This is a genomic window from Nonomuraea sp. B5E05 (assembly GCF_039880665.1).
GTDB lineage: Bacteria > Actinomycetota > Actinomycetes > Streptosporangiales > Streptosporangiaceae > Nonomuraea.
On record NZ_JBDPMJ010000012.1, the window covers coordinates 126,262 to 152,178 of the forward strand.

The window sequence follows — 25,917 nt, forward strand, 5'->3', positions numbered from 1 at the left end:
ACGAACCGGACACCATGTCCTGTCGTGGATCTCTTGCTCGTCGCATGCCAAGTCCTGCTCGGGGTCGTCTTCGCGGTCTCCGCGTTCACCAAGCTGCGCAGCGGTGCGGCCGTGCGGTCGTTCGCGGCGTCCTTGACGATGCTGCCGGAGGGATTCCGCCTCCCGGCCGCCGGTGCGGTGGCGGCCGGCGAGGCGGTGGCGGCGGTCCTCATGCCGATCCCCCAGGCGGGGCTTGTCCTGAGCACGATCCTGCTCGCCGGATTCACGCTGGTGATCATCATGTCGATCCGGAAGGGCGTACGCGCGCCGTGCCGCTGCTTCGGCCTCTCCGCGACCCCTCTCGGGCGGGTGCACCTGGTCCGTAACGCCCTGCTGCTGCTCGTGGTGGCGCTGGGCGGCGCGGGCCTGATCCACTCCGGCGGATCGCCGGCCGCCGCCGGACTGGCGGTGGCGGTGCCGGCCGGGCTGGCGGGGGCGATCGTGCTGATCGCCTTCGACGACATCGCTGGGCTGTTCATGGAAACGTCGGGGAGTGTGTGATGCCTTATCTGGTCGCCGCGGTCGTGCTGGTCGGTCTGCTGTGCATGGTGAATCTGCTGCTGACCGTAGGCGTGATCCGCCGGCTCCGTGAGCAGAGCGGCCGGCAGGACTTCCCTGAGCCGATGACGACGGGAGGGCTCGCGCGGGGTGACAGGATCCCGGACTTCGCGGCCACGACCACGAACGGCGAGCCGATCTCGGGGGAACTGCTCGGCGGCCCCGCCATGGTGGGCTTCTTCTCGCCGGGCTGCAAGCCGTGCAAGGACCTGCTGCCCCACTTCGTCGAGGCCGCACGGCGGACGCCGGACGCGGTGCTCGCCGTGGTCGCCGCCGGCTCCGACGAGGACGCGGCGCCGTACGTCGAACACCTCGCGCAGGTGGCGAGCGTCGTCACCGAGGAGCCCCAGGGCCCGGTGCAGTCGGCGTTCAAGGTCGCCGGCTACCCGACCGTCTTCCTGCTCGACGCGGACGGCGCGGTGGCCGACAGCGATCACATCATCCCCACCACGGTGGGCTCGTGACCGGTGGCCGGACCCGGCCTACTCCATGACGAGGACGCCGTCACCCTGCAGGATCTCCTGGTGCTGGCGGCGCAGCGCGTCGGCCGGCTCGATGCCGAGCTCGGAGCCGAGGATGTCGCGTAGCCGGCGGTAGGCGGCCAGCGCCTCGGCACGGCGGCCACGGCCGGCCAGCGCCCGCAACAACATCGCCCACGAGGCCTCGCGGAAAGGATGGGCCTCGACGAGCCGTTCCAGCTCCGGGATGACGCGGTTGTGGTGGCCGAGCCGCAGTTCGGCCTCCGCGCACAACTCGCGCGCGGTCAGATGGAGCTCCTCCAGGCGGCGGCGCTCGCAGCGGACGAGCTCGACGTCGATCTCCGGCACCACGGGGCCGCGCCAGAGCGCCAGAGCCTCCCGCAGCAGCTTGACCGCGGCTCCCGCCTCGCCTTCCGTCAGGGCGTCCGACCCTTCGGCGACGGCCGCCTCGAACACCCTGACGTCGACCGCCCGGTCTGGGACGATCAAGGTGTAGCCGTTTCCGACGGTGGCCAGATCCACGCCGTCGGCGGCGAGCGGGGACAGCGTGCGCCGCAGGCGGTACACGTACGTCTGCACGCTCGCCTTCGCCGTGGCGGGCGGCTCGTGCTGCCAGAGCTCGGCCATCAGCCGGTCGAGGGTGACCACCTCGCCCGGACGCAGGATGAGTACGGCGAGCACCGCCTGCTGTTTGGCGGCCCGGACCGTGATCGCCCGGCCGCCGCCATCCGTTACCGCCAGACGTCCCAGCAATGTGAACATCCCCCACCTCCGACCGGAATCCTGGTCGATGGCGGTATGTTCCAGGTATGTCGCGGGCATGCCTGCCCGTCACGTTCGGACGGCCTCAGCTCGACCGGGCGTCGTGGCGGGACGGGCGGGCACGTTCGAGGTCGGCCGTCAGCAGCCGTTTTCGCTGATGATCTCGTACTTGCCGCAGCTTCCGTCACAGCAGCGGGCGCGGAGCCTGATGGGGTATATGCACTTGTAGATGTAGTAGCACTCCACGGCCGCGGCGCTCTCCTGCGGGACGACCATCGCCAGCAGCCGGTCGCTGAGCTTTCCAAGGACAGACGTCATGAGCCATTCCTTCGATGTAGGGATTGCCTTGCTTCCTCCGCCCGCTGGTCGCGTGTGCGCAGCGGGCGGAGATGACACGACGTCAAGGCTCACCCATGGCCCTAGCCCGCCGATCGCGTGCCGCTAGCCTCGACGTGCCCGTGATCGACGCGAAGGGCCTGCTGCTGCACGAGGGCGGCGTGGTCGACAGCCCCGGGCTCTACGTGCGTGGTGGTGCCCGACCGCCGGTCTCCGCGGGCGGCCGGGAGGGCCCCGGATCTGACCGTCGTCCGGATGCAACAGATCTTCAACAGATCCTCAACACGAGGAGTCCCACACTTCTCCGGGATGTCCCCCTTTCACGAGGGACGAGTCAGCGGAGAAGGGAACCGTATGCGTTACCTCAGCACATCCACGGCAGTGCTCGCGACCGCCGGCGCGATCGCGGGCCTGGCGTTGGTGAGCGCCCCGGCCGCCCAGGCCGCGACATCGATACCGTGCATAACGGTCTCGGCCAGCGGCCCGAACCTGGACGACGGCTGGGGCGTCATGAAGGGGTCGTACAACCTCAAGAGAAAGCCGGTCACGCGCACCTGCAACGTCAGGCGGATGCACAAGGGTCAGGTGCTCTACTTCCACTGCTGGACGAAGAACTCCTACGGCAATCTCTGGGTCTACGGGCGGGTCAAGGGCACCAGGACGTACGGGTGGATGTCCGTGGCCAACTTCCGATCCGTCCACGGCTCGAGCTACCCGAAGTGCGACTGGAACAAGAGCAAGGACCACACGTGACACGATGAGGGCGGTGGTGGCGGCGTGGCGGCCGGGGCCGCCACCACGTTTTGTCGATGCTTCGGGTACGCCCGTCCGACATTCCGGTCTTGCGGCATGACGCGGCCCTGCCTATCGTGACGATGTATCAACTCGATATATCGGGCTGACGGTTCGGGGAGTCCGACTGGCGTGCGGGAGCTGCGATGAGGCGGATCGACTACGACGCGGAGCAGCACCAGGACTACGCGCGCGGCCGCGCGCTCAACGAGCGGCAGCTGCGGACCTGGATCAGCGCCTTCGCAGCGGTGCTGCCCGAGCGGCGTCCGCTGGCGGGGCTGGACGTCGGCTCGGGGACCGGCAGGTTCACCCCCGCGCTGGCGACAGCGTTCGGGCCGGTCACCGGGGTCGAGCCGTCGGTCCGCATGCGCGAGACGGCGCAGGCGCACGCCCCGCATCCCGATGTGCGGTATCTGGCGGGCTCCGCCGAGGACATGCCGGTGCCGTCCGGCAGCGCCGACTACGCTCTCATGTTCTTGTCCTGGCACCACGTCCAGGACAAGCCGGCGGCGGTCCGGGAGCTGGCCAGGGTGCTCAGGCCCGGCGGCCGGCTGCTGCTGCGCGCGAATTTCCGCGACCACCATCCGAGGCCGTGGTGGCTGGAGCACTTCCCTCGCGGCTACGAGGCGGACGCCTCGCTGTTCCAGCCGCTGCACGAGGTCATCGCCATGTTCACGTCGGACGGCTGGCGCGTCGCCGGCTTCGGCACGGTGACCGAGCCGTCCGCGGGCACCCGCGGCGACATGCTCGAACGGCTGCGCCTGCGTACCCTGTCGTTCTTCGCTCAGCTCACTCCCGACGAGCTGGAGGCCGGCTTCCGCCGCCTGGAGGAGGCCGTCGCCGCGGACCCCGGCGCACCGGCGCCCGAGTTCCCCGAGCCACTGCTCACGCTGGAACGGCCCTGAACGTGCCGGCACCGCCTGTACCGTGCCTTTCCGCCGGCGAGTACCTCAACGCTCGCGGCGGGGAGCGCCCGCTTCGGCGTTGTGCAGGATCTGCTCCAGCTGGGCGGGCGTGGCCGCGCCGCCGGCCCCCAGGACGGTGCGGGCGCGGTCGGTCACCACGACGTACGGCGGCCACGGGATGTCGTTGCGGTCGAAGACGTCCGGGTCCACGACCATGGGCAGCCCGTCGCCACCGTGTCCGTCCACCGCGCTGACCAGCACGACCTCCAGGCGGGCGGCCGTCGCGGCGAACTCCGGCAACATCGCCTCGCACAACCCGCACGCCGGCGAGACCAGCGCGTACATCACCCGGTCGCCGTCCGGCTCCGGCGCGCCGGCCAGCGCGAAGCGGGCGCCGGGGCGCGGTCCGGACGCGGTTTTGTTCACCCGCAGCAGCCGCGCGGGCAGGACGGCCAGCCCGAGCAGGGCCGCCGCCACGGGAAGCTGGACGGGCGCGAACGCGACCGGCCCCGCCAGGGCCGCCGTCACCGCGAGGGCCAGGAGCAGGCCCGTACGCAGCAGCGTGCCGGCCCCGACGAGGTCACGGCCGCCGAAGCACCCGCAGTCCACGGCCATCCCGCGCCGCGTGACGGAGGCCATGGCCGCCAGGAACGCCGCGAACAGCAGGCCCGCCATCACAGCGCCCCACCGCCGACCGCCCGGCACGAGCAGCAGCCCGGCGGCGGCCAGCTCGGCCGCGAGCACGCCCGCCGCGGCGGGCCCGGCCAGCCCGTCCGGCAGCACCTGGTAGCCGGCCACCGACCGGGCGAAGCCGGGCACGTCGCGCAGCTTGCCCAGCGCCGCGAACAGCAGCGCGGCGGTCACGGCGAGGTAGGCCGACTCGGCGACGATCACGGCACCGTCTGGTGGTAGGCCGAGGCCTGCAGCTCGTACAGGCCTGCGTAGAGGCCGGCGCGCTCCATCAGCTCGGCGTGCGTGCCGTGCTCGGCGATCGCGCCGCCGTCGAGCACGTAGATGCGGTCGGCGTAGCGGACGCTGGCCAGCCGGTGGGTGATGAGCACGATGGTGCGGTCGTCGGCGTGGCCGCGGATGCGCTCGAACAGGGCGTGTTCGGCACGGGCGTCCAGGGCCGAGGTCGGCTCGTCGAAGATGACCAGCGCGGCGTCGCGGTAGAAGCCGCGTGCCACGGCGATGCGCTGCCACTGGCCGCCCGAGAGGTCGTGGCCGCCCCGGAACCGGCGGTCGAGCAGCGCGTCGTAGCCGTCGGGCAACCGCGACACCACCTCGTCGGCGCCTGCCGCGGCGGTGGCGGCGGCCAGCCGCTCCTCCTCCAGGGGGCGTCCCATGACGATGTTCTCGCGGACGGTGAGCGGCCAGCGCGTGTGATCCTGGGCGATCACGGAGATCCGCCGCCGCAGCGCGTCGCCGTCGAACGCGGCGAGGTCCACGCCGTCCCAGCTGATCGTCCCCTCCTGCGGGTGGTAGAGCCCGGCCAGCAGCTTGGCCAGGGTCGTCTTGCCCGAGCCGTTCTCGCCGACCAGGGCGATGACCTCGCCCCGGCCGACCGTCACGCTGACGCCCGACAGTGCGGGCCGGTCGGCGCCGGGGTAGGTGAACGTGACGTTCTCGGCCGTCAGCAGGTGGAACGGCGCCGGCTCCGCGGAGGGTGCGGGCGTGGCGGGCGGCGCGGGGATCCGCTCCCGGGCCAGCTCGCAGAAGGCGAGGTAGTCGCCGAAGTAGAGGCCGGCCTCGTAGAGCCGGTTCATGGTCTGGATGAGGGCGGTGAGCGACGCCTGGCCGGTCCTGATCGCCAGCACCGCCGCGCCGGCCACCGACAGCGGGATGACGCCGACGGCCAGCAGCACGCCGAGCACGACGTACACGCCGGCCGTGGCCACGCCGGTCAGCAGGTCACCGCCCGCTTTGATCACGGTCCGCCGCCGCGCCACGTCGAGCTGGACGTCCTGCTCCAAGGCGGCCACCTTGGCGTACTGGCCGAGCAGGAAGTCCCTGAGCGTGAACGCCCGCACCTCGGCGGCGGGCTGCCGCTCGGCCATCAGGTCCGACAACATGAACTTGCGCCGCCGCGCGGTGGACAGCCGGTAGAACGCCTGGTAGCCGAGGCGCGCCATGCGCACCGCGGCCCATCCCGCCGGCACGGCCGCCACCAGCAGCAACGGCATGAGGATCGGGTGCAGCAGGCCGAGCGCCACGGCCGAGGCCAGCACGCCGACCGCGCCGGTGAGCACGGCGATCGTCGTCTCCACCACGGTGGCGGTGTCGGGCACGCCGCTGTCGCGGGCCCGCCGCATCGCGTTGTGGAAGTCGTGGTCGTCGAACGCGGCCAGCTCCACCCGGGTGGTCAGCTCGAACAGGCGGGTCTCGGCCAGCCGTTCGACCAGCGGTTTGAGCCGGGCCTGCGCCCATCCGGCGCCGGCCAGCAGCGCGCCGCGTAACCCTGTGGCGGCGGCCACGAGCAGCAGCGAGGGCAGCGCCGCGCGTACCCGATCGGGTGTGGGACCGGCGGCGAACAGCGAGGCCAGCACGTCGGATGTGGTCACCAGGCCGAAGACGGTGAAGAAGCCGGCGGCCAGGTTGCCCAGCAGGGCCACGGCCGTGTCGCGAGGGCTGGCCTGCCACGCCAACCGCAGCGCGGCGGCCACCAGGGACGGCAGCTTGCGGGCGACCGTGCCGAGGGTGGCGGTCAGCAGGTGCTCGTCGTGGCTCTCCCAGTACGCGACCATGAGCCCCGACCGGTCATCCGGGACGCTCGTCCTGCGTTTGCGCCGCCAGAGCCTCACGCGAGGGCGCCGTTCGACAGGCACACCGGAGATCCCCCCATCACGCACGCCAATCTAGAAGATCGAACTCCTGGTGTAAAGGTGCATGTAAACGGATTGCGGGCGTTACGGTCACCCTCTGGACAGGCTTCTGGATATATGCACATAATGCATCCGTTTGCTCGCGGTGCGGGAAGGTACCCACGATTTCCGCTCGTGAGCAGGGCACGGGAAAGGCGCCCACCGGCGCACTCCCGAGGCTCGGATCCCCACGTCGGCCGCCCATAGGCGGCCAAGGAAGGAGCCCTCATGTCGGTCCTCGCCCTGGAGCCCCGCGACGCTGGTGTCCTGGAGTACGAAGATCTCGCCGTCGACTTCGAAGGCGAGCTGAACAAGCTGCTCCACGGCCCTCAGGCCTGCGTCAACACCTGCAAGCGCACGGTGTGCAGCAGCTTCCCGTGCTGCCCGTCCATTGTGTGAAGCGCCTGATCGCACGCGGTGACGCGTGGTGACGTGAAGCGCTGGAGAAAGGCCATCGGCGCGGTTCTGATGGCCTTTTCTCATGTGAGGCCGACGTACTCCGTTTCAGGGGATGACTGTGGACAGTAATGTGGTCGACCGCCTTACCCAATTTGCCGAGTCAAACGGTAGGGAAATATATGAGGACGACACGTGGATCAGCGTCCACGACCCTCACCACGACGTTCCCTTACAGGGCTGGAAAATCCACGTCTCCGCACGTCCCGGCACGCTCGCCGACACCCTCGACCGCGCGTTGCCGATCCTGGCGGGCACCGGCTACGCCTTCAAGGTCGCCCGCTCCTCCCGCAGGCTCATGGAGCTCAACACCGGCGACGTCGACCCGGGAGCCGTGGGCAAGGCCATGACGATCTATCCGGATCAGGACGCGGTGGTCGAGCTGGGCCACGCCCTCGCCGACGCCCTGTCCGGGCTGCCGGCCCCGCGCATCGTCAGCGACCGGCAGGTCCGTCCCGGCGCTCCCGTGTACTACAGGTACGCCCCGTTCGCCCCGCAGTACCGCGTGGACGAGAACGGCGACTTCGAACTGATCGTGACCGGGCCGGACGGCGAGCACCTGCCGGGTGCCGCCGGCCCCGAGTTCACCTGCCCGCCCTGGGCCGCCGACCCGTTCCGCCCCGCGGAGGAGGCCGCCCCGTCGAACGCCGAACCCGCGTCACCGGAAGAACCCGCGGAAACGACCGGCAAGGTCATCGGCGGCCGTTACCGCGTGACGTCCGGCGTGGTGCGCGGCCCGCGCGGCAACGTCTACCGCGCCGCCGACGCCGCCGGCCGGCGGGTCGTGGTCAAGGAGGCCCGCGCGTACGTCGGGGAGAACGTCGAGGGCTGGGACCTGCGGATGTACCTCCGCAACGAGCTGCGCGTCCTCCAAGCGCTCAAGGGCGTGGCGGGCGTACCGGAGCCGATCGACCACTTCCGGCACGGCGAGGACGAGTTCCTCGTCATGACCGACGCGGGCAGCCTCGACCTCAACCGGTTCGTGGCGGAGAACGGCCTGTTCAGCGAGGATCCCGCGAGCGAAGAGCGCGACCTCGGCGCGCTCGCCGTCCGGCTGCTGGAGGTGATCGACGCGGTGCACGCGCGCGGCGTCGTCATCCGCGACCTGTCGCCCAAGAACGTCGTGCTCGGCGAGGACGGCCGCTGCACCCTCATCGACTTCGGCAACAGCAGGTACGACGCGCTGCAGCTGCCCGGGTGGAGCCGCGGCTACAGCGTCCCCGACCAGCACACCGACCGGGAGTCCGTGCCCGCCGACGACTACTTCTCCCTGGGCGCCACCCTGTTCTTCGCGGCCACCGGGATGAACCCGATCATGATCGGCCCGGACCCGGTCCGTAACGTCGAGCGCACGCTCATGTGCCTGGCGGGAATGTTCCCGGACGTCACGACGGGCGTGCTCGGCCTGCTGCCCGGCCTGCTGAGCCTCGACCCCGCCGACCGCGCCGCGGCCGCCGCCGCGATCAGGTCGGTCCACGCCCCGGCCGGCGGCGGGCGGCCGCCCGCCGGACGGTGGAAACTGCCCGCCACGCCCTCGCTCACCGGGGAGCTCCTGTCCAAGGCGCTCGACCACACCGTACGCGAGTGCGCGGCCTTCGCCGAGCAGCTGATGGCCGGGCCCGAGGACGCCCGCCGGGAGAGCCCGCCGGTGACCAACGTCTACGGCGGCTGCGCCGGGGTCGGCATGGAGCTGCTGCACCACCCGGAGTCCAGGGCCGTGGCCGCCGACCTGGCCCGGTGGACGTCCCGCGTGATGCCGCCCGCCAAGCTCCCGCCCTCGTTGTACTTCGGCCGCACCGGCACCGCCCTGTTCCTGACCGCGGCCCGCCTGACCGCCGCGCCGGAGCTGGGGGCGCCGGACCCCGTCACCATCGACGGCCCGCAACGTGCCGACCAGGCGCACGGCGTGGCGGGCATCGGCTCCGGCCACCTGGCGCTGGCCGCCATCGAACCCGGCGACGCGCGGCACCTGCGGATCGCCGCCGAGTGCGCCCGGCTGCTGATCACGGGTCAGGTCACGCGCTCGGAGGACGCCGTGGCGCCCGCCCAGCCCGGATCCGGCGTGTCCGTCGACGCGGCGTACGCCCACGGCGACGCGGGCTGCGCGGACTTCCTGCTCTCCTACCACGAGGCCACGGGCGACCCGGCGGCGGGCGAGGCGGCGCGGGAGCGGCTGGCGGCGCTGGCCGGACAGGCCGAGGCGCTGATCGCCGAGCTGCACGGCCCGGACGCCCGGGCGATGGGGGCCTCCTGGTGCCAGGGCATGTCGGGCATCGCCGGCACGCTGGCCCGGGCGGCCCGCGCGTACGGCGAGGATCGTTACCTCGACCTGGCCGAGCGGGGCGCCCGGGCGTGCCTGGTCGTCGCCCCGCAGGCCTGGGTGGTCTCCCAGTGTTGCGGCCTGGCGGGCACCGGGGAGGCGCTGATCGACCTGGCGATGCTCACGGGCGATGACGGCTACTGGCGCCACGCCGAGAAGATCGCCGAGCTGATGCTGGTACGGGCCGGCGGCGAGCCGGCGCAGCCGGTCTTCCCCGGCAACGACCTCGACAAGGCGGCCTACACCTGGAGCACCGGCACCGCGGGCGTCCTGTCGTTCCTGCGCCGCCTCGACCGCCGGTCGGGGGCGCGCCTCTGGACGGCGGGCTGGCGGCTGCCCGGATCCGACCGGGCGGAGCACGCGGCGACCTGAGCCTGGCCCGCCCCTGCGAGGTGAGCGGCCGCACGATCGCCGGGGCCGGTCACCTCCGGGGGTTCAGACGCGTACCACCGCGGTGCGGGCGTGCCCGCGGCGGCCGTCGAGCTCCACCTTGACCGACTTCTTGGCCTTACGCACGCCGCGGTCACCGGTCCTGACCGACTTCACCGGCCAGGGCAGCGTGATCTTCACCTCGTCGGCGGTCCTGGACGGGTCGGAGACCGCGAGCCGTACGTTCTCTTCGTCGCGGCGGATCAGCAGCGTGCACGGGCCGTCGGCGGCGAGCGGCCCGTCCGCGGTCTCCACGGTCCCGGCGCGCCAGAAGACGGCGGCGAGCAGGCCGTCGCGGGAGATGGCCTGCACCCCTCCCGAGTTGGCGAGGATCTCGACCTGCCGGCCGTAGGCCGCGGTCTGCGCGACGGAGGCGCCGGGCAGCACGGCATAGGCGTAGCGCGCCTTGCGCGGATCGACGCCGTGGTCGACGAGGATCGTCGTGTAGTGCCTGGTGACGCGGGTCTTGTCGCCTCCCGTGGTGGCGCCCTTGTCGATGTCGCGCCAGCGGCCGGTGCGCTTCTCGCGGATCACCTTCGCGTCGGCGCCGTCGAGCAGCGCGTAGCCGGCCACACCGCACAGGTGAACCCAGCCGTCGCCCCGGCACAACCGCGGATGCCGGTCATGGGTGTTGCGGTTGTCCACGACGGTCTCGACGCGGCGGTCGTCAGAGGCGGTGATCCCGGCGCCGAGCGCGATCACCGCGTCGTCGAGCAGGAACCACGCCTTCTTGGCCCGTAACGAGGAACCGCCGGCGACCAGCTTCATGGCCGCCACGCCGAACCCGTCGAGCGCCACGCCGCCGGCCCACGGAGTGGGCGGCAGGCGGCGCCTGCCGTGCCGGAGATCGCCACGCCTGCGGGTGTCCACCGTCGTGCCCGGCAGCCGGTACGGGTCGATCGTGGGCCACAGATCGTCGTTCCAGTGCGTGAGGTCGCCGGTGTAGAGGTAGGTCATGCCGTCGCCGGTGTACCAGCCGTGCAGGTTCTCCCGGTTCATGGCCTCGGCCGCGCCGATGCGCTCAGAGCTCATCGCGATCGCGAAGGCCCAGGTGGGACGGCGGTGCACGACCCGGTCCATGTCGGCGAAGACGTACGTGCCCGTCGTACGCGGGCCGACCGGCACCGACCGGTCCTCCAGCAGGGCCCTGGCCTTCGCGATGCTCGCCAGCGGCGCGAGCGTGTCGTAGGGGATGGCCTGGTTGCGGGTGAGCCAGCCCTTCACCATCGGTTGCCAGCGCCGGGCATGGCGCTCGGGCGCCGCGTCCAGCAGGGTGAGGACGGCCTCCACGGTCTTCTGCCCCGCGTGGTAGTCGCGGTGGCCCTGGCGCGAGATGGCCCGGCCGCGTACGCAGTCCATCATCAGCCCGTCGAAGACGAACGGCACGAACGAGCGATCCACGATGTCGTAGACCTTCCCGGTGTCGGAGATCTCCCAGGGCGAGTGCGCGAGCATGGCGATCAGCCTGGCCACGCTCTCCAGGTAGTCCACACCGTAGCTGCCGGTGTAGGGGTACACGTCGTGCTGGATGAACGACCCGTCACGATAGAAGCCGTCGCCCGGGCCCCTGGTCGTCCGCAGCAGGTCGGAGACCGCGTGCTTGGCCCGCTTGACGAGCCGTGCGTCGTGGGTGAGTAATCCCCGCATCGCCACCGCCATGGCCTTGCTCGCCCGGTTGGCGCCGGTCTCGGCCACGCCGGGATGGCTGACGCGGCGCTCCGGGTCGGGGCACCAGCGGCGCAACGGGCGAAGCCAGCGCTTGAGACGGTCCTTGGGCAGGCCGTCGTACAGCAGGGCGCAGGTGTCGGTGAGCGAGCGGGGCACGCCGATCTCCCACCAGAACCAGTTGCTGCCCTGCGGGTCGAGCTTCTCGTGGTAGGCGTGCTCGTACAGGAAGTCCAGCGCCCTGACCGCGGTCTCGGCGACCTGCCTGTCCCGGTGCATGGCGGTGCCCGGCGTGGCCCAGCCCAGCGCCAGGGTGCGCATGCGGTTGTAGGCGCGGTTGAAGTTGCCCGTCCTGGGGTCGTCCAGCGGCAGGTCGGGCCAGAGGCTCGGGCGGCCGGGGGCGGGTTTCAGCTTGCGCAGCACCGCGTGGGCCGAGCCCTCGACCGCACGCGTCTTGTCGGCATAGGCGGGGTCGTACGCCCTGCCGGCCAGCAGGCTCACCCACCGCTCGCGCGCGGCGTCGAACGCGGCGCCGCCGGCCGCCTCGGCCGGCTCCTCCCAGAGCGTGAGGCCGGCCACGCCCGCGGCGCCCAGCAGGGCGGACCGCCGGCTGAGGGGGTGGGACATAGAGGCCTTCCGACAATCGGGCAAATACCAAACCAAAAGGTCGATCATATATGCCCCGCGGACGGGTCACTCTGTCTCGAAGCCCCGCAGCATGGCTTCGAGCGCGAACCCGAAGCGGGGGTCCGGTCCGGAGGAACGCCGGGCTCGGGTGGCCTCGGCGAGGAGCGGGGTCTCCCGCAGATCCGGATCGGGTATCGCCCGCAGCCGGTTGCCCGGCGCGTGCCGGTCACTCCCGCCGGCGGTCAGGATGGCGACGTGGCCGACGACGAAACCGGTCACGGCGTACAACATGTCCAGGGCCCGTTCCAGCGGCAGCCCGGTGGCCCGCAGCATGTGGAGCGCGTCCTCCATGAGGTGCAGGTTCTGCGGGGTGATCGCGGGCCGGCCGACCACCAGGGGGATGACGTTCGGGTGCGCGAGCAGGACGCGCAGCAACGTGTGGCCGTATGCGCGCAGGCCCTCCTGCCATGAGGCGGCCTTGGCCAGCGGCGGCGCGGCCTGCGTGAAGAGCTGTTCGACCAGGCCGTCCAGCAGGGCGTCCTTGCCGGCGACGTGCTGGTAGAGGGACATGGCCTCGACCCCGAGCTCCTGACCGATGCGTCGCATCGACAGCGCCTTCAGCCCTTCGCGGTCGGCCAGCGCCAGAGCCGCCTGAAGGATGGCCTGGCGGGTCAGCCCGGCGTTCTGGCCTCGGGTGCGCTTTGGGGACATGGTGGCCCTTCTCACAGCACGGATTCTTACGTCGTAAGTATAGTGGTGGACGACAAACATACGTTGTAAGAATCCGGAAGGACTCGAACCATGACAGCGTCCGCAACGAAACCGGCCAGGCAGGCGGCTCTCCCCCTGATGTACGGCGGCGCCGCCCTCACGGTGCTCGCCACCCTCTTCGTGTTCATCGACCGGGCCGGCCTGGCCGGCCACATCCACGCGGGTTACCCGGCCTACGGGCCGGCAGAGGTCGACGCCGCCGTCACCGCGTACACGGTGATCCTCTCCGTCGTAGGAGCGCTGGGGCTCCTCGGCTGGCTCGGCACCGTCTGGGCGGTTCGCGGCGGCAGAGGCTGGGCCCGCTGGCCGGCGTCCGGCATGTTCGCGATCGCGCTCTGCGTCGCGGTAGCGGGCGTGACCACTCAGGACATCAACGGTCAGGTCGGTCTCGCGCCGCTGCTGGGCTGGCTGCAGTTCCTCCCGTTGCTCCCCGGTCTCGCAGCGGTCGTCCTGCTGTGGAGAAGGGCGGCATGACCACGAGGCCGAGCAAGCTCCGGCCCGTCCTACGCGGGGTCGCGGCGCTCAAGCGCTGGACGTACCGGGGCGGACGGCCCAACACGTTCATGCGGCTCGTCAACCGGATCGACGTGCTGGCGTACCGGTTCGGGTGGTCGGCGCCCCGCCAGGGCGCCGTGCTCAAGGTGGCCGGACGCCACAGCGGCAACCTCACCCAGGTCCCCGTCGCGATCGCCGAGCACCAGGGCGCCGAGTTCCTCGTGTCCATGCTCGGGCCGGAGGCGAACTGGGTGCGCAACGTCCACGCCGCGGGCGGCCGGGCCGTACTCTGCCGCCGGGGGCGCGAGATCCCGGTCAGGCTGGTCGAGGTCCCGCCCGAGCACCGCGCCGAGATCCTGCGCCGTTACCTCGTCATCGCGCCCGGCGCGCGACCGCATCTGGGTCTCGTGCCGGCGGCGCCGCTGGAGCGGTTCCGCCAGATCGCCCCTCGCCATCCCGCCTTCCGCATCACCGAGGACGCGGACGGCGGGTGAGCCGCGCGGCCCACCGGCCCGGAACCCCCGGGGGTTCCGGGCCGACGTGCGGACGGGTTTTCGGATAGCCGTTGACCCTTCGTGTGAACGCCGTGTATACATGCGCCATACGTGCTGGATTCCTACCAAGACGGCTCAGTGTCAGGCCCGGCGACCTGGAGAGATGTCATGGCGATGATGAGCAGGCGAAGCTTCCTCGCGGGAGGTGCCGCGGCGTTGGGGACCACGACTCTGGCGGCCTGTGGCAACCCGGTGACCCTGCCGGAGTCCATGGAGGCCATCAGGCCCAACCCCGGTGGCCCGAACCGCGGCGGAGCTCTTCACTTCGGCCTGTCCACCGATCCGGCCAACCTGGATCCGCACGTCTCCACGGGCAGCGCGTCCGACTATCTGCGGCAGCTCTCCTACAACGGCCTGGTCCAGTACGACGGCGCCGGCGAGATCATCGCCGATCTCGCGACCGAGTTCGGCTGGACCGACGAGCGGACGTACAAGGTCAAGCTCCGTCCGGGCGTGAGATTCCACGACGGGTCCGCCCTGACGACCGAGGACGTGGTCTTCTCGTTCCGCCGCATGATGGACAAGGACACCGCGGCGACGTCGGGGCCGCTCCTCGATCAGGTCGCCTCCGTCGAGGCCGTCGACGCCACCACCGTGGTCTTCGGCTTCAAGCAGCCCGACGTGGCCTTCCCGTTCGCCCTCGCGGCGCCGACCTCCAACATCGTGTCCAGGAAGTGGATCGAGTCGGGCGCGAACACCAAGACCCAGGTGATGGGCACCGGGCCGTTCCGGTTCGTCGAGCGCATCCCCGGCGTCAGCACCACCTACGTCCGGTTCGACGACTACTTCGAGCCCGAACTGCCGTACCTCAACGGCATCGTGTTCCAGCCGATGAGCGACGACTACGCGCGCGTGACGGCGCTCCGCACCGCCACCGTCGACATGATCGACTATGTCCCGGCCACCCATGTCGGGGTCATCACCGGCAATCCGCGGTTGCGGTTCGCCTCCGACAAGACGTTCGGCTTCGGCTTCGTCGGGTTCGTCACCAGCCGGCGGCCGTTCGACGACGTGCGCGTCCGCAGGGCGGTCGCCATGTCGATCAACAGGCCGTCGGTCCTCGACACCGCGCTGCTCGGGAACGGGCGGCCCATGGACGGGGCCCTCATGCCCGAGATCTTCGCCCCCTACGCACGCCAGCTCGACGGCTCCATGCCGTACGACCCCGAGCAGGCGAAATACCTGCTCAAGCAGGCGGGTCAGGAAGGGCTGACGCTGCCGGTGGTCACCACCAGCTCGTACTCGGTCATCGCCCGGCCGGCACAGGCGATGTTGCCGGGCCTGCGCGCGGCCGGGATGAACGTGAACCTCACCCAGCAGGAGTGGCTGACCTTCCGGGCCAGCGTTTCCGCCAAGTCGTTCCCGGTCCACTCGTGGGGGACGGCGCCGAAGTTCGGCGATCCCGCGTCGCTGCGCGACTTCATCGGCGGCACCGGCACCTTCGCCAAGAACCTCGACTTCCAGGACGACAGGATCGACGACCTGCTCGACCAGGGAAGGAGGACGACCGACCAGGCCCTGCGGAACGAGATCTACCTCGAGGCCGAGAAACGGGCGCTGGAGCTGGTCCCGATGACCTACACCGTCCGCCGCGAGCAGGGCGAGGCCCACTACCACTACGTCAGGGGCTACGAGCATCCGCCGAAGGGCGCGTGGACCGCCACGGCTCTCCGCCGGACCTGGATGGAGAAGACAGCGTGAGGCGTTTCCTTGTCAGACGATTCACCCAGGCGATCGTCCAGTTGCTCTTCGTCGGAAGCATCGTGTTCTTCCTGGCCCGGCTCATCCCCGGCGATCCCGCCAGGGCCGCCCTGGGGGACGCCGCCACGGAGGAGCAGGTGGCGCTGACCCGGGCCGCGATGCACCTCGACGAGCCCTTCCTGGGACAGTTCTTCGGATTCTGGGGGCGGCTCCTCCAGGGAGACCTCGGCACCTCCCTCATCAGCGGCCGTGCGGTGATGCAGGACCTCCCCTCCCGGATCGGCAACTCCCTCGAGCTGGTCCTGCTCGCCCTGGCCGTCTCCCTGGTGGCCGGCATCGTGCTCGGCCGCATCGCCGCGACCCGGGCCGACAAGCCGGCGGACCACGCACTCGTCGCAGGGTCGATCTTCGGGATCTCCCTTCCCGTCTTCGTCGTCGGAACCCTGCTCCTGCTGGTGTTCGCGGTCCTCATCCCGGTCCTGCCGCCTCGCCGCTTCGCCTCGCCTCTGGAGGATCCCATCGCGCACCTGCAGATCCTCGTCCTTCCCGTGGTCACGCTGGCGGCGGCCTCCTGCGCCGTGGTCACCCGGATGACCAGAGCGGCGATGCTCGAGACGCTCAACGCGGACTATGTCCGTACGGCACGGGCCAAAGGGCTCGTCGAGAAGCGCGTCATCAAACGTCACGCGCTGCGGACCGCCATGGTTCCCGTGGTCTCCATGACGACCGTCGAGCTGACGACGCTCATCGGAAGCACGGTCCTGGTCGAGACCATCTTCGGGTGGCCGGGAATGAGCTCCCTGCTCATGAACGCCGTGGGGCAGCGCGACTATCCCGTCATCCAGGCCGTGGTCCTCGCCGCGGCGACCATCGTCATCCTGGTCAACCTCGTCGGAGACCTGGTGGTCAGAGCTCTCGATCCTCGAGCGGAGGACAACTGATCGTGGCAACTGCTCCGGAGTCACTGGCGCAGGCCCTGCCTGGCGCACCGTTGGCCGAAGGCGCCGGCAGGAAACCCTTCCTCAAGCGGATGGCGTCGAACCGCAGAACGTCCATCGCGGGCGCGTTCCTCCTGCTGGTCGCCGTCGTCGCCTTGTTCGCGCCGGTCATCGCCCCCTACGACTACCGCGACATCGTCGGCAAGCCGCTGACCTCCGGCGGGCCGCTGGGCATCGACGACTTCGGCCGCGACGTCCTGTCCCGCCTGCTGATCGGACTGCGTACCTCCCTCGGCGTGGCCCTGTCGGCGGTGCTGGTGGCGGCGGTCATCGGGGTCGCGCTGGGCCTGGTGGCCGGTTACGTGGGCCGGTGGGTGTCGACGATCATCATGCGCGGCATCGACGTGCTGCTCAGCTTCCCTCCGATCGTGCTGGCGATCGCGGTGGTGGCGATCCTGGGGCCGGCGCTGGTCAACGTCGTCCTCGTCATCGGCGTGCTCTACATCCCGAGGTTCACCCGGATCGTCTACAGCCAGGTGCTCTCGATCAGGACCATGGAGTACGTCGAGGCCTCGGAGATCATGGGGACGAAACCGGCCGACATCCTCGTCAAGACGATCCTGCCGAACGTGGCCGCGCCGATCATCGTCCAGCTCAGCCTCTCGGTGAGCTTCGCCATCCAGATGGAGGCGGGCCTGAGCTTCCTCGGCCTCGGGGCGCAGCCGCCGCTTCCGTCCCTCGGCACCATGGTCGGCGCGGGACGTGACTTCCTCGAGGTCCAGCCGACCCTCCTGATCTACCCGTCGGTGCTCATCATTCTCGTCGTCCTCGCGCTCAACGTGTTCGGGGACGGCATGCGCGACCTCCTCGACCCGCGTCACCGCACCTGACCACCGTTTCTCCACGGCGACGACGGCATCTCAGAAAGGAACCCCATCACCATGGCCCTTCCCGCCACGCACAGGCTCGGCGAGCTCTCCTGGACCCAGGTCAAGGAGTTGGCGGAGCAGGATCCGATCATCCTTCTGCCCATCGGAGCCGTCGAACAGCACGGGCCGCACCTGCCGATCCATGAGGACTCCATCGTGGCCGAGTGGGTCGCGGACAAGCTGGCGAAGGAGAACGGCTGCTATGTCGCGCCGGCCCTCAACTACGGACACTCCGGCACGTTCCGCGGCTACCACGGCAACCTCTCGCTGAGCCAGGCCACGCTGCGCAACGTCACCTACGAGATCATCGAGGCGCTGGTCAAGTCCGGCTTCAGGCGCATCATCATCGTCGACAACAACGGCGGGAACGTCGGGCCGGTCACGGGCGCCGGCCTCGACGCCCGGCGCGACTTCGGGGTCCTGATCGGGCACCTGTATCCGTGGCAGCTGGGTTACGCGCTCATGCGCGACGTGTACGACGACCCGGCCAAGGCGTACGGCCACGGGGCGGAGCCCGAGCACTCCGCGATGCTCGCGATGTTCCCCGGCCAGGTGCAGGGCGACCTCGCCGTGGCGGGGGGCCTGGAGTCCTCCAGCGGCTGGACCCCGACGAGCTACACGGAGGCGGCGATCCCCGGTTACGACGTCCGCGGCACCGTCTTCTGGGACTTCTCCGAGGTCAGCTCGACGGGATGCACCGGCGACGTGAGCCTGGGCAGCGCGAAGACCGGCGAGATCTGGATCGAGCGCGTGATCGGTTTCTGCTCGGCCTACATCCGGGAGTACGACAAGAACACCGCGTCGGCGAAGTAGCTCACCGACCTTCCCCCGCACGAGCACCTGAGGAGAGGCCATGACAACCGGCACGATTCCTTCCGACCCGATCCTTGAGGTCAAGCGGCTCTCCGTGGACTTCCGGATCGCCGGCGAGTGGACACCGGCCGTGAGGGACGTCAGCTTCTCGGTTGCCAAGGGCGAGGTGGTGGCGCTGGTCGGGGAGTCCGGCTCCGGCAAGTCCGTGAGCTCGATGTCCGTACTCGGGCTGCTGGCGCCGAACTCGCGTCGCCGCGGCAGCATCCGTTTCGGCGACACCGAGATGCTCGACCTCGGTGAAGACGCTCTGCGCGCCATCAGGGGCAGGAGGATCGCGATGATCTTCCAGGAGCCGATGACGGCGCTCAACCCCGTCTACACCATCGGAGAGCAGATCATCGAGGCGATCCAGTGTCACGAGCCCGTGCCGGCGGCCGAGGCCCGCGCGCGGACGCTGGAGTTGCTGATGAAGGTCGGGATCCCGGAGCCGGAGCGCCGGATCGACAGCTACCCGCACCAGCTCTCCGGTGGCCAGCGCCAGCGCGCCATGATCGCCATGGCCATCTCCGGTTCGCCGGAGGTGATCATCGCCGACGAGCCGACCACGGCTCTCGACGTCACGGTCCAGGCGGAGATCCTCGAGCTGCTCCGCCGCCTGCGGGAGGACCTCGGCTCAGCGGTCGTCATCATCACCCACGACATGGGCGTCGTCGCCGATCTCGCCGATCGGGTGGTGGTCATGAGGCAGGGGGAGGTCGTCGAGGAGGCGCCGGTCACCCGGCTCTTCTCCGACCCGCGGCACGAGTACACCAGGAAGCTGCTCGCCGCGGTGCCGCGGCAGGAGGCCGGAGAGCACGCGGAGGCGGCCACGGCCGGCGCAGCCGGGGACACGACCCTCCGGGTCGCCGATCTGGAGGTCGAGTATCCGGGGCGGCTGGGCCGCAAGGGCTTCAAGGCCGTCCACGGAGTCAGCTTCGCCATCGGGAAGGGCAGGGTGCTCGGCCTCGTGGGCGAGTCCGGTTCGGGCAAGTCCACGATCGGCCGGGCGATGGTCGGCCTGGTGCGGGCGTCGGCCGGCTCCATCGAGATCTGCGGACAGGACGTGACGAGCCTCAGGCCCAAGCAGCTGCGCGGCTTGCGCAGAAAATACTCGATGGTCTTCCAGGACCCGGGGTCGTCGCTGAACCCGAGGTTGTCGATCGGAGACTCGATCGCGGCCCCCATGATCGTGAATCGCTACGCGGATCGCCAGGCCATCCGCAAGCGGGTGCTGAACCTCCTCGACCAGGTCGAACTGCCCACGAGCTGGGCCGACAGGTTCCCCCACGAGCTGTCAGGCGGCCAGCGGCAGCGCGTCGGCATCGCCCGCGCGCTGGCGCTCGATCCGGAGCTGCTCATCGCCGACGAGCCGACGTCGGCGCTCGACGTCTCGGTCCAGGCCACCGTCCTGCGGCTGTTCCAGGACCTGCAGGACAGGCTCGGCTTCTCCTGCCTGTTCATCAGCCACGACCTCGGCGTCGTCGAGCTGCTCTCCCACGACGTCGCCGTCCTGCAGCACGGGCGGCTGGTGGAGAGCGGCCCCGCCCGTGACGTGCTGCGCGATCCGCGCACGGAGTACACCAAGAGGCTGATCGCGGCGGCGCCGGTGCCCGATCCCGTCGAGCAGGCCGAGCGCCGCAGGCTCTGGCGGGAGATGGCGAAGTGACGGGGACGGTGCTCCGGAGGCCGCGCCGGTCACCTCAGGTGGGAGACGACCGTCTCGTCGGGGCGCAGGTGATGGCGCAGGGTCCGCTCGGCGGCGTCGTAGTCGTGATCGGTCAGCGCTTTCAGCAGGGTGCGGTGCTCCGGGGCGATGACTTCCAGGCGCTTGGGGCGCAGGGACACGGCGCTGACCGCGATCCGCTGGTGCCGCGGCTGCAGGCTCGCGTAGAGGTCGATCAGGATGCTGTTGCCGGTCGCCCGCACGAAGGAGTAGTGGAAGAAGAAGTCCATCTTCGCGTGCTCGGCGATGGCGTCCCGGTCGCCGGCGCGGACCCGTGCCACCCGTTCGGAGTCCTCCATCCGGTCGAGATGCTCGGACAGCCCGGCCGGGATGTCGATGCTCTTGTCACAGAGGATCTTGAAGCCGTGGAGCTCGAGCAGCAGCCGCATCTCGTAGGTCTCGAAGAGCTCTCCGGCCGTCACGCGCCGCACCTGGGCGCCTCGCCGGGGCAGCAGGTCGATGAACTTCTCCGCGGCCAGACGGTGGAACGCCTCGCGTACGGGGGTCCGTGACACTCCGGCCTCGTCACAGACGAGCTTCTCCTCGAGGAACGCCCCCTCGGGGATCCGCCCGCTGAGGATCGCCTCCCGCGTCCATTGGTAGGCACGCTCGCCGGCTGTCATCGCCCGGCCGTTGCCGAGTGACTGATCCATGCCACCCCCTCGTCCATGTGTATACACAGCGTATACCAAATCTGTCGAAGGAGACTCCATGACGTACGAGCAGGACCGAAGGTACGCCGCTTGGCTGTCCGGTCCCGGTTCCGCCGCGGCCGAGATCGTCGCCGGCCTGGGCTACGGCGCCGTGGTCCTCGACATCGAACACGGCACGTTCGACCTCGCCGACCTGGACCGTTTCATCCCGTTCCTCCGAGGGCTGAACCTCGAGGTGCTGGCGAAGGTGCTGGGGCCGGAGAGGGGGCCGATCCAGCAGGCTCTCGACTTCGGCGCCACCGCCGTCGTCGTGCCCCACATCGAGAACGCCGCGCACGCGGCCGCCGTCTGCGCGTTCGGGAAGTTCCCCCCGCTGGGTGACAGGAGCTTCGCCGGCGGCAGGACCGCACGGTACGGCGGCCACGACGACGACTGGATCGCGCGGCAGGACCGCGGGACCCGCGTGTACCCGATGATCGAGGACGCCGGCGCCATCGAGGAGATCGGCGACATCCTCGCGCTCCCCACGGTCGACGGGGTCTTCGTCGGCCCCAGCGACCTGTCCATGCGCCGCGGGCGAGGCGCCTACACCCGCTCCGAGGACGACTTCGCCGATCTCAGGATCGTGGCGGACGCGGCCCGCGCCGCCGGCAAGCCCTGGGTGCTGCCCGCCTGGTCCACCTCCGAGAAGGCGTTCGCGCTCGAGAACGGAGCCGACCAGCTCGTCCTCACGATGGAGCACGGCGCCCTCATGGCCGGCTTCGGCGCGGCACTCGACGAGACGAACGCGCTCGCCACCGACCACTCTTGACAGGAGCCGTGCGCATGGGCCTCCGCCCGCCGGAACGCGAGGCTCGCGGCCACGACCGGAGCCGATGGCACAGACCGAAGGGAACGTGAGTGATGACAACACTCGTCGCCGGAGTCGTGGTGATCGCGGCGCTGGCGGCCTTCGCCCAGGCGCTGAGCGGCTTCGGTTTCGCCCTCGTCGCCGTGCCGCTCCTGACCCTCCTGGTCGGGCCCCAGACCGCCGTCACGGTGGTGACGGCCCTTGGAGGCCTGCTCGCGCTCGCCATCGCCGTCCATCAGAGGCGTCACGTCGAGGGACGGACCGCGGTTCTGGTGACCGGGGCGGGGCTCGTGGGCATGCCGCTCGGCCTGCTCGCGATCACGGCGCTGAGCGCACGCTCGCTGTCGGTGCTCATCGCCTGCGTCGTCCTGGCGTTCACCCTCCTCCTCGGCCGCGGGGTGACCCTCCGCCGCGGAGCCGGTCCCGCGGCGGCCGCGGGCTTCGTCAGCGGAGCGCTGCTGACCTCGACCGGCATGAACGGCCCTCCCGTGGTCGCGGCGTTCCAGGCGATGAAGCTGGAACCCCGCGAGTTCCGCGCGACACTCCAGGCGACGTTCTGCGCGGGAGACGCGCTGGCGGTCCTGGGGTTCATCGCCGTCGGCCGGTTGACCGCGGACAGCCTGCTCCTGACCGCCGTCGGCCTCCCCGGCATGGCCGTGGGCTGGTGGCTGGGAGACCGGATCTTCGCGCGGACGGACCCGCAGCGCTTCAGAAGGATCGTCCTGGCGGTGCTGGTCGCCAGCGCGTGCACGGCCCTGATCCAGGCCGCCCTGGCCTGAGCACATGTGATCGCCGAGCCGCGCGTAGCGTCCGCCTTGATGGCCCGGTCGACGCGCGCCGCCCTTGATCAAGACGCCGCATGGTGCACAGACAGTAGGGTCAGCCGGGGAAAGCAGCGGTCGGAGTACGGGGGGCACTGGGTGGAGTGGATCGCTGAAGGCGTTGCGGCAGTGAGCGATCTTCCCTTCCCCCTGCTCGGGTTGGTGGCCGGAGTCATGGCGTTCGCCGAGTCGGGGTTGGGGGTCGGCTCTGTCGTCCCCGGCGAGACGGGCGTGCTGCTGCTGGGCGTCGCCGCGACCACCCCCGTACGGTTCGCCGCCATGCTGCTGATCGTGGCGCTGGGGGTCACCGCCGGCGACCACGTCGGCTACTGGCTCGGGCACCGGTACGCCGGTCGCATGCGCGGCACCCGGGTGGTGCGACGGCTCGGCGTGCGCCACTGGGACCGCGCGACCGCCGCGCTGCACCGCCACGGCGCGGCCGCGGTGTTCGTCACCCGGCTGGTTCCGATCGTACGCACGCTCACGCCCGCAGCCGCCGGGGCCGCGCACGTGCCCTACGGCCGGTTCCTCCCGGCCTCGCTCGCGGGTTCCTTGTTGTGGTCGGCGGTGTACGTCGGGCTGGGCGCGTTCGCCGGAGCGTCGGCCGCCCGCCTGGAGGAGCTCCTGGGACGTTTCTCGTGGCTGCTGCTCGCGGCCCTGGCGCTGATCGTCGCGGCCGTGACCTTGCTGCGGCGCCGGCGCCGGGCGGCGGCAGGCCACGGGGACGACGAGTCCGGCTGAGGCCCCGGGCCGGCCCGCGGAGACCAGCCCGTGCTCGCCACCGGCTGTCGTGTCAGGGCCGCATCAGGGCGGTGACGGCCCGCCATCAGCACGGCCGGCGATGGTGGAAGCCATGAAGGGTCCAGCGATCACGGCCTGCGGGCTGCGAACTGGGCCACGCCGGACTCACTCCGGCCCTCGCGCGTCGCTCACGCAAGCCCATGAGCACCACGCGGGGACGGGACTCGTACGCAGGCAGGGATAATGATCATGAAAAATGGCGGCAACGGCTTCACCAGGACAGGACTGCGCAGGCTGCACGACGTGCTGACAGGGCATGTCGAGTCCGGGAAGATCCCCGGACTCGTCGCCCTCGTCGGCCGGGGCGACGAGACGCATGTCGAAGCGCTCGGCACGATGCGCCATGACGGCGGCCCGCCGATGCGCCGCGACACGATCTTCCGGATGGCGTCCACGTCCAAGCCGGTCTCAGTCGCGGCGGCGATGATCCTGGTCGACGAGTGCAGGCTGCGGCTCGACCACCCGGTGCAGGAGTGGCTGCCCGAACTCGCCGACCGGCAGGTGCTGAAGCGGTTCGACGGCCCGCTCGACGACACCGTGCCGGCGCGACGGCCGATCACCGTACGCGACGTGCTGACGTCCACGTTCGGGCTCGGCATGGACATGACGTCGCTGGGCACGCCGATCATGAACGCGGTCTTCGCGCGGGGACTCACGCCCAACCTGCCGGAGCCGATGCCCGAGCCGGACGAGTGGATGCGCCGCCTGGGCGAGCTTCCGCTGATGCACCAGCCCGGCGAGCGCTGGCAGTACCACATCGGCAACGACCTGCTCGGCGTGCTGGTGGCCAGGGTCACCGGACAGTCGTTCGAGACCTTCCTGCACGAACGCGTCTTCGAACCGCTGGGCATGGCCGACACCGGCTTCCACGTGCCCGCCGACAAGATCGACCGGCTGCCGCCCCTGTACGCCCCCGACCCGCGGACCGGCGAGTTCACCGTGTGGGACGAGGCCAGGGGCGGGCGCTGGAGCCGGCCTCCGGCGTTCCCGTCGGGCGGCGGCGGGCTGGTCTCCACCGTCGACGACTACCACGCCTATTTCCGGATGTTGCTGAACGGCGGCATGCACGGAAGTGAGCGGATCCTGTCCCGGCCCGCCGTGGAGCTGATGACCACCAACCGGCTCACGCCCGAGCAGCAGGCCGCCCGCCACGCCATGGCCGTCGACAACGTCCACATCTCGCACGGCCAGGGCCAGCACGGCGGCTGGGGCCTCGGGATGGCGGTGCGCACCTACCGCGGCGACTACGCGCCCATCGGCCAGTACGGCTGGGACGGCGGAAGCGGCACCTCCAGCTACGCCGACCCGGCCAACCAGCTCACCGGCATCCTGCTCACCCAGGTGGGGGCATCGGTCCCGGATCCGATGCGGCTCATGCACGACTTCTGGACCACGCTCTACCAGGCCCTCGACGACTGAAGCCAGGGCCGGGCCGCCCGTCAGCAGCAGGCGCGCGGCGATCGCCCGGGCGAGGCGGCCCCGCCGGCTGAGGGCGCGCCGGTGCCCGCCTCCCGGTCCTGGACGATGCGGCCACGCAGCATGGTCTCCATGATCTTCATGAAGCGCTGCGTCCTGGAACGACCGATGACGAACGGGTTCCGCCCGGATGGGGACCCGGCGCGCAACTCCTCGATGCGCGCCAGGCCGTGGTCGGCGCCCCCGTGGTTGTTCAGCTCGACATCCACTCCTGCCCGCCTCATCGTGGAGGTGAAGCTGCGCACGGAGGAGAGGTAGGTGCGCTTGGCCGTGATCGTGGCGGGCGGGTTGGTCCCGCCCCACAACATCGCGGTGTGCCGCCTTCCCTTCCAGCGCACCGGGAAGACGGGCGAGACGGTGCCCGGCGTGTGCCCGGGCGTGTGGTGGAACACGATCGTGGTGTCGCCGAGGGTCAGCCTCTGACCGTCGGAGATCTCCAGGTCGCGCTTGGGCGCATGGGCCGGACGGTCGGCGGCGATGAGGTCCCAGTCGGCTCGGCTCATCATGACCCGGGCGCCGTACCGGTCGGCGAGGAACCGGGCACCACCGAAGTGATCGTTGTGGCCGTGGGCGGCCACCACGTACTTGATGTGTGATGGATCCACCCCTACGGAGCGCAGTCCCGGAATGATGATGTCCTTGGCGTCGTCCGGCGATCCCATCGCGTCGATGAGAATGACGCCCCGGGAGGTGAGCAGTGCCGTGGCCTGGACGAAGGTGGTCCCCACCACCGCGACGTCGTCGAAGATCCTCAGCGGCTTGAGGGGCTTCACGGGCGGCATCGCAAGGCCCGGCGCGAGTGCTTTGACGAGGGCCCGCAGCACGGGGTCGTCGCCGGCCAGCCTGGCCGCGCGGTCGTAGTAGTCCTGCGCGCTCTTGGGGGCGGCGGCCGATGCTTCGGCCTCGCCTCCTGCCAGCGGCAGGAGGGCCGCGGCGGCCAGCAACGCACGGCGAGACGGGCTGGACTGCCCGAGGGACATGGGCGGACACCTGCTTTCACGGGCCGGAAGACCTGGACGCGACCACGGCGTCAATGGACGTCGATGCCCGCACAGCGAACCAGAACACATTTTCCCGTGTCCAATATTGATCTGGCTCGACGACCGATAAGGAAGCAGATATCG

At 70.8% G+C, this 25,917-nt stretch carries 25 protein-coding genes; 17 read left to right on the forward strand and 8 right to left on the reverse strand.

From position 1 onward, the window contains the following. Window positions 1-24 precede the first annotated feature (24 nt). On the forward strand, window positions 25-540 hold the full coding sequence (locus ABGB01_RS23325; protein ID WP_347775658.1) for a MauE/DoxX family redox-associated membrane protein: 516 nt from the start codon (window positions 25-27) through the stop codon (window positions 538-540). Continuing rightward, a complete protein-coding gene (locus ABGB01_RS23330; protein WP_347775659.1) occupies window positions 540-1,061 on the forward strand; it encodes a TlpA disulfide reductase family protein in 522 nt (173 codons plus the stop codon). Before ABGB01_RS23325 ends, ABGB01_RS23330 begins: the two co-directional genes overlap by 1 nt. An 18-nt stretch (window positions 1,062-1,079) precedes the next feature. Here ABGB01_RS23330 and ABGB01_RS23335 read toward each other — a convergent pair whose 3' ends face one another. Both ABGB01_RS23335 and ABGB01_RS23340 read right to left on the reverse strand, forming a co-directional pair. After that, window positions 1,080-1,838 (reverse strand): BTAD domain-containing putative transcriptional regulator, encoded by a 759-nt coding sequence (locus ABGB01_RS23335; RefSeq protein ID WP_347775660.1) that lies wholly within the window; start codon window positions 1,836-1,838, stop codon window positions 1,080-1,082. Between the two features lie 138 nt (window positions 1,839-1,976). Next, complete coding sequence (locus tag ABGB01_RS23340) at window positions 1,977-2,156, reverse strand: hypothetical protein (protein WP_347775661.1); 180 nt, start codon at window positions 2,154-2,156, stop codon at window positions 1,977-1,979. 372 nt (window positions 2,157-2,528) lie between these two features. On the opposite strand from ABGB01_RS23340, the gene ABGB01_RS23345 reads away from it, so the two are divergent. Next, complete coding sequence (locus ABGB01_RS23345) at window positions 2,529-2,927, forward strand: hypothetical protein (RefSeq protein WP_347775662.1); 399 nt, start codon at window positions 2,529-2,531, stop codon at window positions 2,925-2,927. A gap of 185 nt (window positions 2,928-3,112) precedes the next feature. Beyond that, complete coding sequence (locus ABGB01_RS23350; RefSeq protein WP_347775663.1) at window positions 3,113-3,871, forward strand: class I SAM-dependent methyltransferase; 759 nt, start codon at window positions 3,113-3,115, stop codon at window positions 3,869-3,871. Between the two features lie 45 nt (window positions 3,872-3,916). Here ABGB01_RS23350 and ABGB01_RS23355 read toward each other — a convergent pair whose 3' ends face one another. Together ABGB01_RS23355 and ABGB01_RS23360 are read right to left on the reverse strand one after the other, a co-directional pair. Continuing rightward, window positions 3,917-4,765: a MauE/DoxX family redox-associated membrane protein gene (locus ABGB01_RS23355; RefSeq protein WP_347775664.1), complete on the reverse strand. Its 849-nt coding sequence runs from the start codon at window positions 4,763-4,765 to the stop codon at window positions 3,917-3,919. Next, window positions 4,762-6,672 carry an ABC transporter ATP-binding protein gene (locus tag ABGB01_RS23360; protein ID WP_347775665.1) on the reverse strand — a complete coding sequence of 637 codons (1,911 nt, stop codon included), beginning with the start codon at window positions 6,670-6,672 and terminating at the stop codon, window positions 4,762-4,764. The genes ABGB01_RS23355 and ABGB01_RS23360 overlap by 4 nt, the downstream gene beginning before the upstream one ends. Before the next feature lie 288 nt (window positions 6,673-6,960). Here ABGB01_RS23360 and ABGB01_RS23365 point away from each other — a divergent pair, with 288 nt between their 5' ends. Both ABGB01_RS23365 and lanL read left to right on the forward strand, forming a co-directional pair. Further along, window positions 6,961-7,131 (forward strand): SflA family class IV lanthipeptide, encoded by a 171-nt coding sequence (locus tag ABGB01_RS23365; protein ID WP_165974944.1) that lies wholly within the window; start codon window positions 6,961-6,963, stop codon window positions 7,129-7,131. 118 nt (window positions 7,132-7,249) lie between these two features. Further along, window positions 7,250-9,880, forward strand: a complete 2,631-nt coding sequence (gene lanL / locus ABGB01_RS23370; RefSeq protein ID WP_347775666.1) for a class IV lanthionine synthetase LanL — start codon at window positions 7,250-7,252, stop codon at window positions 9,878-9,880. A 63-nt stretch (window positions 9,881-9,943) separates the two neighbouring features. On the opposite strand, the gene ABGB01_RS23375 is transcribed toward lanL, so the two are convergent. Both ABGB01_RS23375 and ABGB01_RS23380 read right to left on the reverse strand, forming a co-directional pair. After that, complete coding sequence (locus tag ABGB01_RS23375) at window positions 9,944-12,229, reverse strand: polysaccharide lyase 8 family protein (RefSeq protein ID WP_347775667.1); 2,286 nt, start codon at window positions 12,227-12,229, stop codon at window positions 9,944-9,946. Between the two features lie 66 nt (window positions 12,230-12,295). After that, window positions 12,296-12,940, reverse strand: a complete 645-nt coding sequence (locus ABGB01_RS23380) for a TetR/AcrR family transcriptional regulator C-terminal domain-containing protein (protein ID WP_347775668.1) — start codon at window positions 12,938-12,940, stop codon at window positions 12,296-12,298. Window positions 12,941-13,030: 90 nt separating this feature from the next. Here ABGB01_RS23380 and ABGB01_RS23385 point away from each other — a divergent pair, with 90 nt between their 5' ends. The 7 genes from ABGB01_RS23385 to ABGB01_RS23415 all read left to right on the forward strand — a co-directional run bounded on the left by ABGB01_RS23385 (window position 13,031) and on the right by ABGB01_RS23415 (window position 20,135). After that, window positions 13,031-13,474 (forward strand): hypothetical protein, encoded by a 444-nt coding sequence (locus ABGB01_RS23385; protein ID WP_347775669.1) that lies wholly within the window; start codon window positions 13,031-13,033, stop codon window positions 13,472-13,474. Continuing rightward, window positions 13,471-13,989, forward strand: coding sequence for a nitroreductase/quinone reductase family protein (locus ABGB01_RS23390; RefSeq protein ID WP_347775670.1), 519 nt, complete (start codon window positions 13,471-13,473; stop codon window positions 13,987-13,989). Before ABGB01_RS23385 ends, ABGB01_RS23390 begins: the two co-directional genes overlap by 4 nt. Window positions 13,990-14,166: 177 nt before the next feature. After that, the gene (locus ABGB01_RS23395; RefSeq protein WP_347775671.1) at window positions 14,167-15,750 is read left to right on the forward strand and encodes an ABC transporter substrate-binding protein; all 1,584 of its coding nucleotides are present in this window, start codon (window positions 14,167-14,169) and stop codon (window positions 15,748-15,750) included. Beyond that, window positions 15,747-16,691 (forward strand): ABC transporter permease, encoded by a 945-nt coding sequence (locus tag ABGB01_RS23400; RefSeq protein WP_347775672.1) that lies wholly within the window; start codon window positions 15,747-15,749, stop codon window positions 16,689-16,691. Before ABGB01_RS23395 ends, ABGB01_RS23400 begins: the two co-directional genes overlap by 4 nt. A 2-nt stretch (window positions 16,692-16,693) precedes the next feature. Continuing rightward, a complete protein-coding gene (locus ABGB01_RS23405; RefSeq protein ID WP_347775673.1) occupies window positions 16,694-17,578 on the forward strand; it encodes an ABC transporter permease in 885 nt (294 codons plus the stop codon). A 51-nt stretch (window positions 17,579-17,629) separates the two neighbouring features. Continuing rightward, window positions 17,630-18,430, forward strand: coding sequence for a creatininase family protein (locus ABGB01_RS23410; RefSeq protein ID WP_347775674.1), 801 nt, complete (start codon window positions 17,630-17,632; stop codon window positions 18,428-18,430). 40 nt (window positions 18,431-18,470) lie between these two features. Further along, complete coding sequence (locus tag ABGB01_RS23415; RefSeq protein WP_347775675.1) at window positions 18,471-20,135, forward strand: ABC transporter ATP-binding protein; 1,665 nt, start codon at window positions 18,471-18,473, stop codon at window positions 20,133-20,135. Window positions 20,136-20,164: 29 nt separating this feature from the next. Here ABGB01_RS23415 and ABGB01_RS23420 read toward each other — a convergent pair whose 3' ends face one another. Continuing rightward, window positions 20,165-20,845 carry a GntR family transcriptional regulator gene (locus ABGB01_RS23420; protein ID WP_347775676.1) on the reverse strand — a complete coding sequence of 227 codons (681 nt, stop codon included), beginning with the start codon at window positions 20,843-20,845 and terminating at the stop codon, window positions 20,165-20,167. A gap of 58 nt (window positions 20,846-20,903) precedes the next feature. Between ABGB01_RS23420 and ABGB01_RS23425 the strand changes: the two genes are divergently transcribed. The 4 genes from ABGB01_RS23425 (at window position 20,904) to ABGB01_RS23440 (ending at window position 24,736) form a co-directional block, all read left to right on the forward strand. Further along, the gene (locus tag ABGB01_RS23425; RefSeq protein WP_347775677.1) at window positions 20,904-21,656 is read left to right on the forward strand and encodes an aldolase/citrate lyase family protein; all 753 of its coding nucleotides are present in this window, start codon (window positions 20,904-20,906) and stop codon (window positions 21,654-21,656) included. A 92-nt stretch (window positions 21,657-21,748) separates the two neighbouring features. Continuing rightward, window positions 21,749-22,474 (forward strand): sulfite exporter TauE/SafE family protein, encoded by a 726-nt coding sequence (locus ABGB01_RS23430; protein ID WP_347775678.1) that lies wholly within the window; start codon window positions 21,749-21,751, stop codon window positions 22,472-22,474. A 171-nt stretch (window positions 22,475-22,645) separates the two neighbouring features. Continuing rightward, window positions 22,646-23,257: a DedA family protein gene (locus tag ABGB01_RS23435; RefSeq protein WP_347775679.1), complete on the forward strand. Its 612-nt coding sequence runs from the start codon at window positions 22,646-22,648 to the stop codon at window positions 23,255-23,257. Between the two features lie 249 nt (window positions 23,258-23,506). Beyond that, entirely contained in the window at window positions 23,507-24,736 is a 1,230-nt protein-coding gene (locus tag ABGB01_RS23440; protein WP_347775680.1) for a serine hydrolase domain-containing protein, read from the forward strand. A 20-nt stretch (window positions 24,737-24,756) separates the two neighbouring features. On the opposite strand, the gene ABGB01_RS23445 is transcribed toward ABGB01_RS23440, so the two are convergent. Further along, the gene (locus tag ABGB01_RS23445; protein ID WP_347775681.1) at window positions 24,757-25,773 is read right to left on the reverse strand and encodes an MBL fold metallo-hydrolase; all 1,017 of its coding nucleotides are present in this window, start codon (window positions 25,771-25,773) and stop codon (window positions 24,757-24,759) included. Window positions 25,774-25,917: the final 144 nt, after the last annotated feature.

Excerpts from the sequence above, each read along its gene's own strand:
- ABGB01_RS23350 (WP_347775663.1), top strand. The coding sequence starts at position 3,113 with ATGAGGCGGATCGACTACGACGCGGAGCAGCACCAGGACTACGCGCGC.
- ABGB01_RS23430 (WP_347775678.1), top strand. The coding sequence starts at position 21,749 with ATGACAACACTCGTCGCCGGAGTCGTGGTGATCGCGGCGCTGGCGGCC.
- ABGB01_RS23410 (WP_347775674.1), top strand. The coding sequence starts at position 17,630 with ATGGCCCTTCCCGCCACGCACAGGCTCGGCGAGCTCTCCTGGACCCAG.
- ABGB01_RS23385 (WP_347775669.1), top strand. The coding sequence starts at position 13,031 with ATGACAGCGTCCGCAACGAAACCGGCCAGGCAGGCGGCTCTCCCCCTG.
- ABGB01_RS23375 (WP_347775667.1), bottom strand. The coding sequence starts at position 12,229 with ATGTCCCACCCCCTCAGCCGGCGGTCCGCCCTGCTGGGCGCCGCGGGC.
- ABGB01_RS23340 (WP_347775661.1), bottom strand. The coding sequence starts at position 2,156 with ATGACGTCTGTCCTTGGAAAGCTCAGCGACCGGCTGCTGGCGATGGTC.
- ABGB01_RS23440 (WP_347775680.1), top strand. The coding sequence starts at position 23,507 with ATGAAAAATGGCGGCAACGGCTTCACCAGGACAGGACTGCGCAGGCTG.
- ABGB01_RS23445 (WP_347775681.1), bottom strand. The coding sequence starts at position 25,773 with ATGTCCCTCGGGCAGTCCAGCCCGTCTCGCCGTGCGTTGCTGGCCGCC.
- ABGB01_RS23345 (WP_347775662.1), top strand. The coding sequence starts at position 2,529 with ATGCGTTACCTCAGCACATCCACGGCAGTGCTCGCGACCGCCGGCGCG.
- ABGB01_RS23425 (WP_347775677.1), top strand. The coding sequence starts at position 20,904 with ATGACGTACGAGCAGGACCGAAGGTACGCCGCTTGGCTGTCCGGTCCC.
- ABGB01_RS23365 (WP_165974944.1), top strand. The coding sequence starts at position 6,961 with ATGTCGGTCCTCGCCCTGGAGCCCCGCGACGCTGGTGTCCTGGAGTAC.
- ABGB01_RS23395 (WP_347775671.1), top strand. The coding sequence starts at position 14,167 with ATGAGCAGGCGAAGCTTCCTCGCGGGAGGTGCCGCGGCGTTGGGGACC.
- ABGB01_RS23420 (WP_347775676.1), bottom strand. The coding sequence starts at position 20,845 with ATGGATCAGTCACTCGGCAACGGCCGGGCGATGACAGCCGGCGAGCGT.
- ABGB01_RS23380 (WP_347775668.1), bottom strand. The coding sequence starts at position 12,940 with ATGTCCCCAAAGCGCACCCGAGGCCAGAACGCCGGGCTGACCCGCCAG.
- ABGB01_RS23335 (WP_347775660.1), bottom strand. The coding sequence starts at position 1,838 with ATGTTCACATTGCTGGGACGTCTGGCGGTAACGGATGGCGGCGGCCGG.
- ABGB01_RS23390 (WP_347775670.1), top strand. The coding sequence starts at position 13,471 with ATGACCACGAGGCCGAGCAAGCTCCGGCCCGTCCTACGCGGGGTCGCG.
- ABGB01_RS23330 (WP_347775659.1), top strand. The coding sequence starts at position 540 with ATGCCTTATCTGGTCGCCGCGGTCGTGCTGGTCGGTCTGCTGTGCATG.
- ABGB01_RS23415 (WP_347775675.1), top strand. The coding sequence starts at position 18,471 with ATGACAACCGGCACGATTCCTTCCGACCCGATCCTTGAGGTCAAGCGG.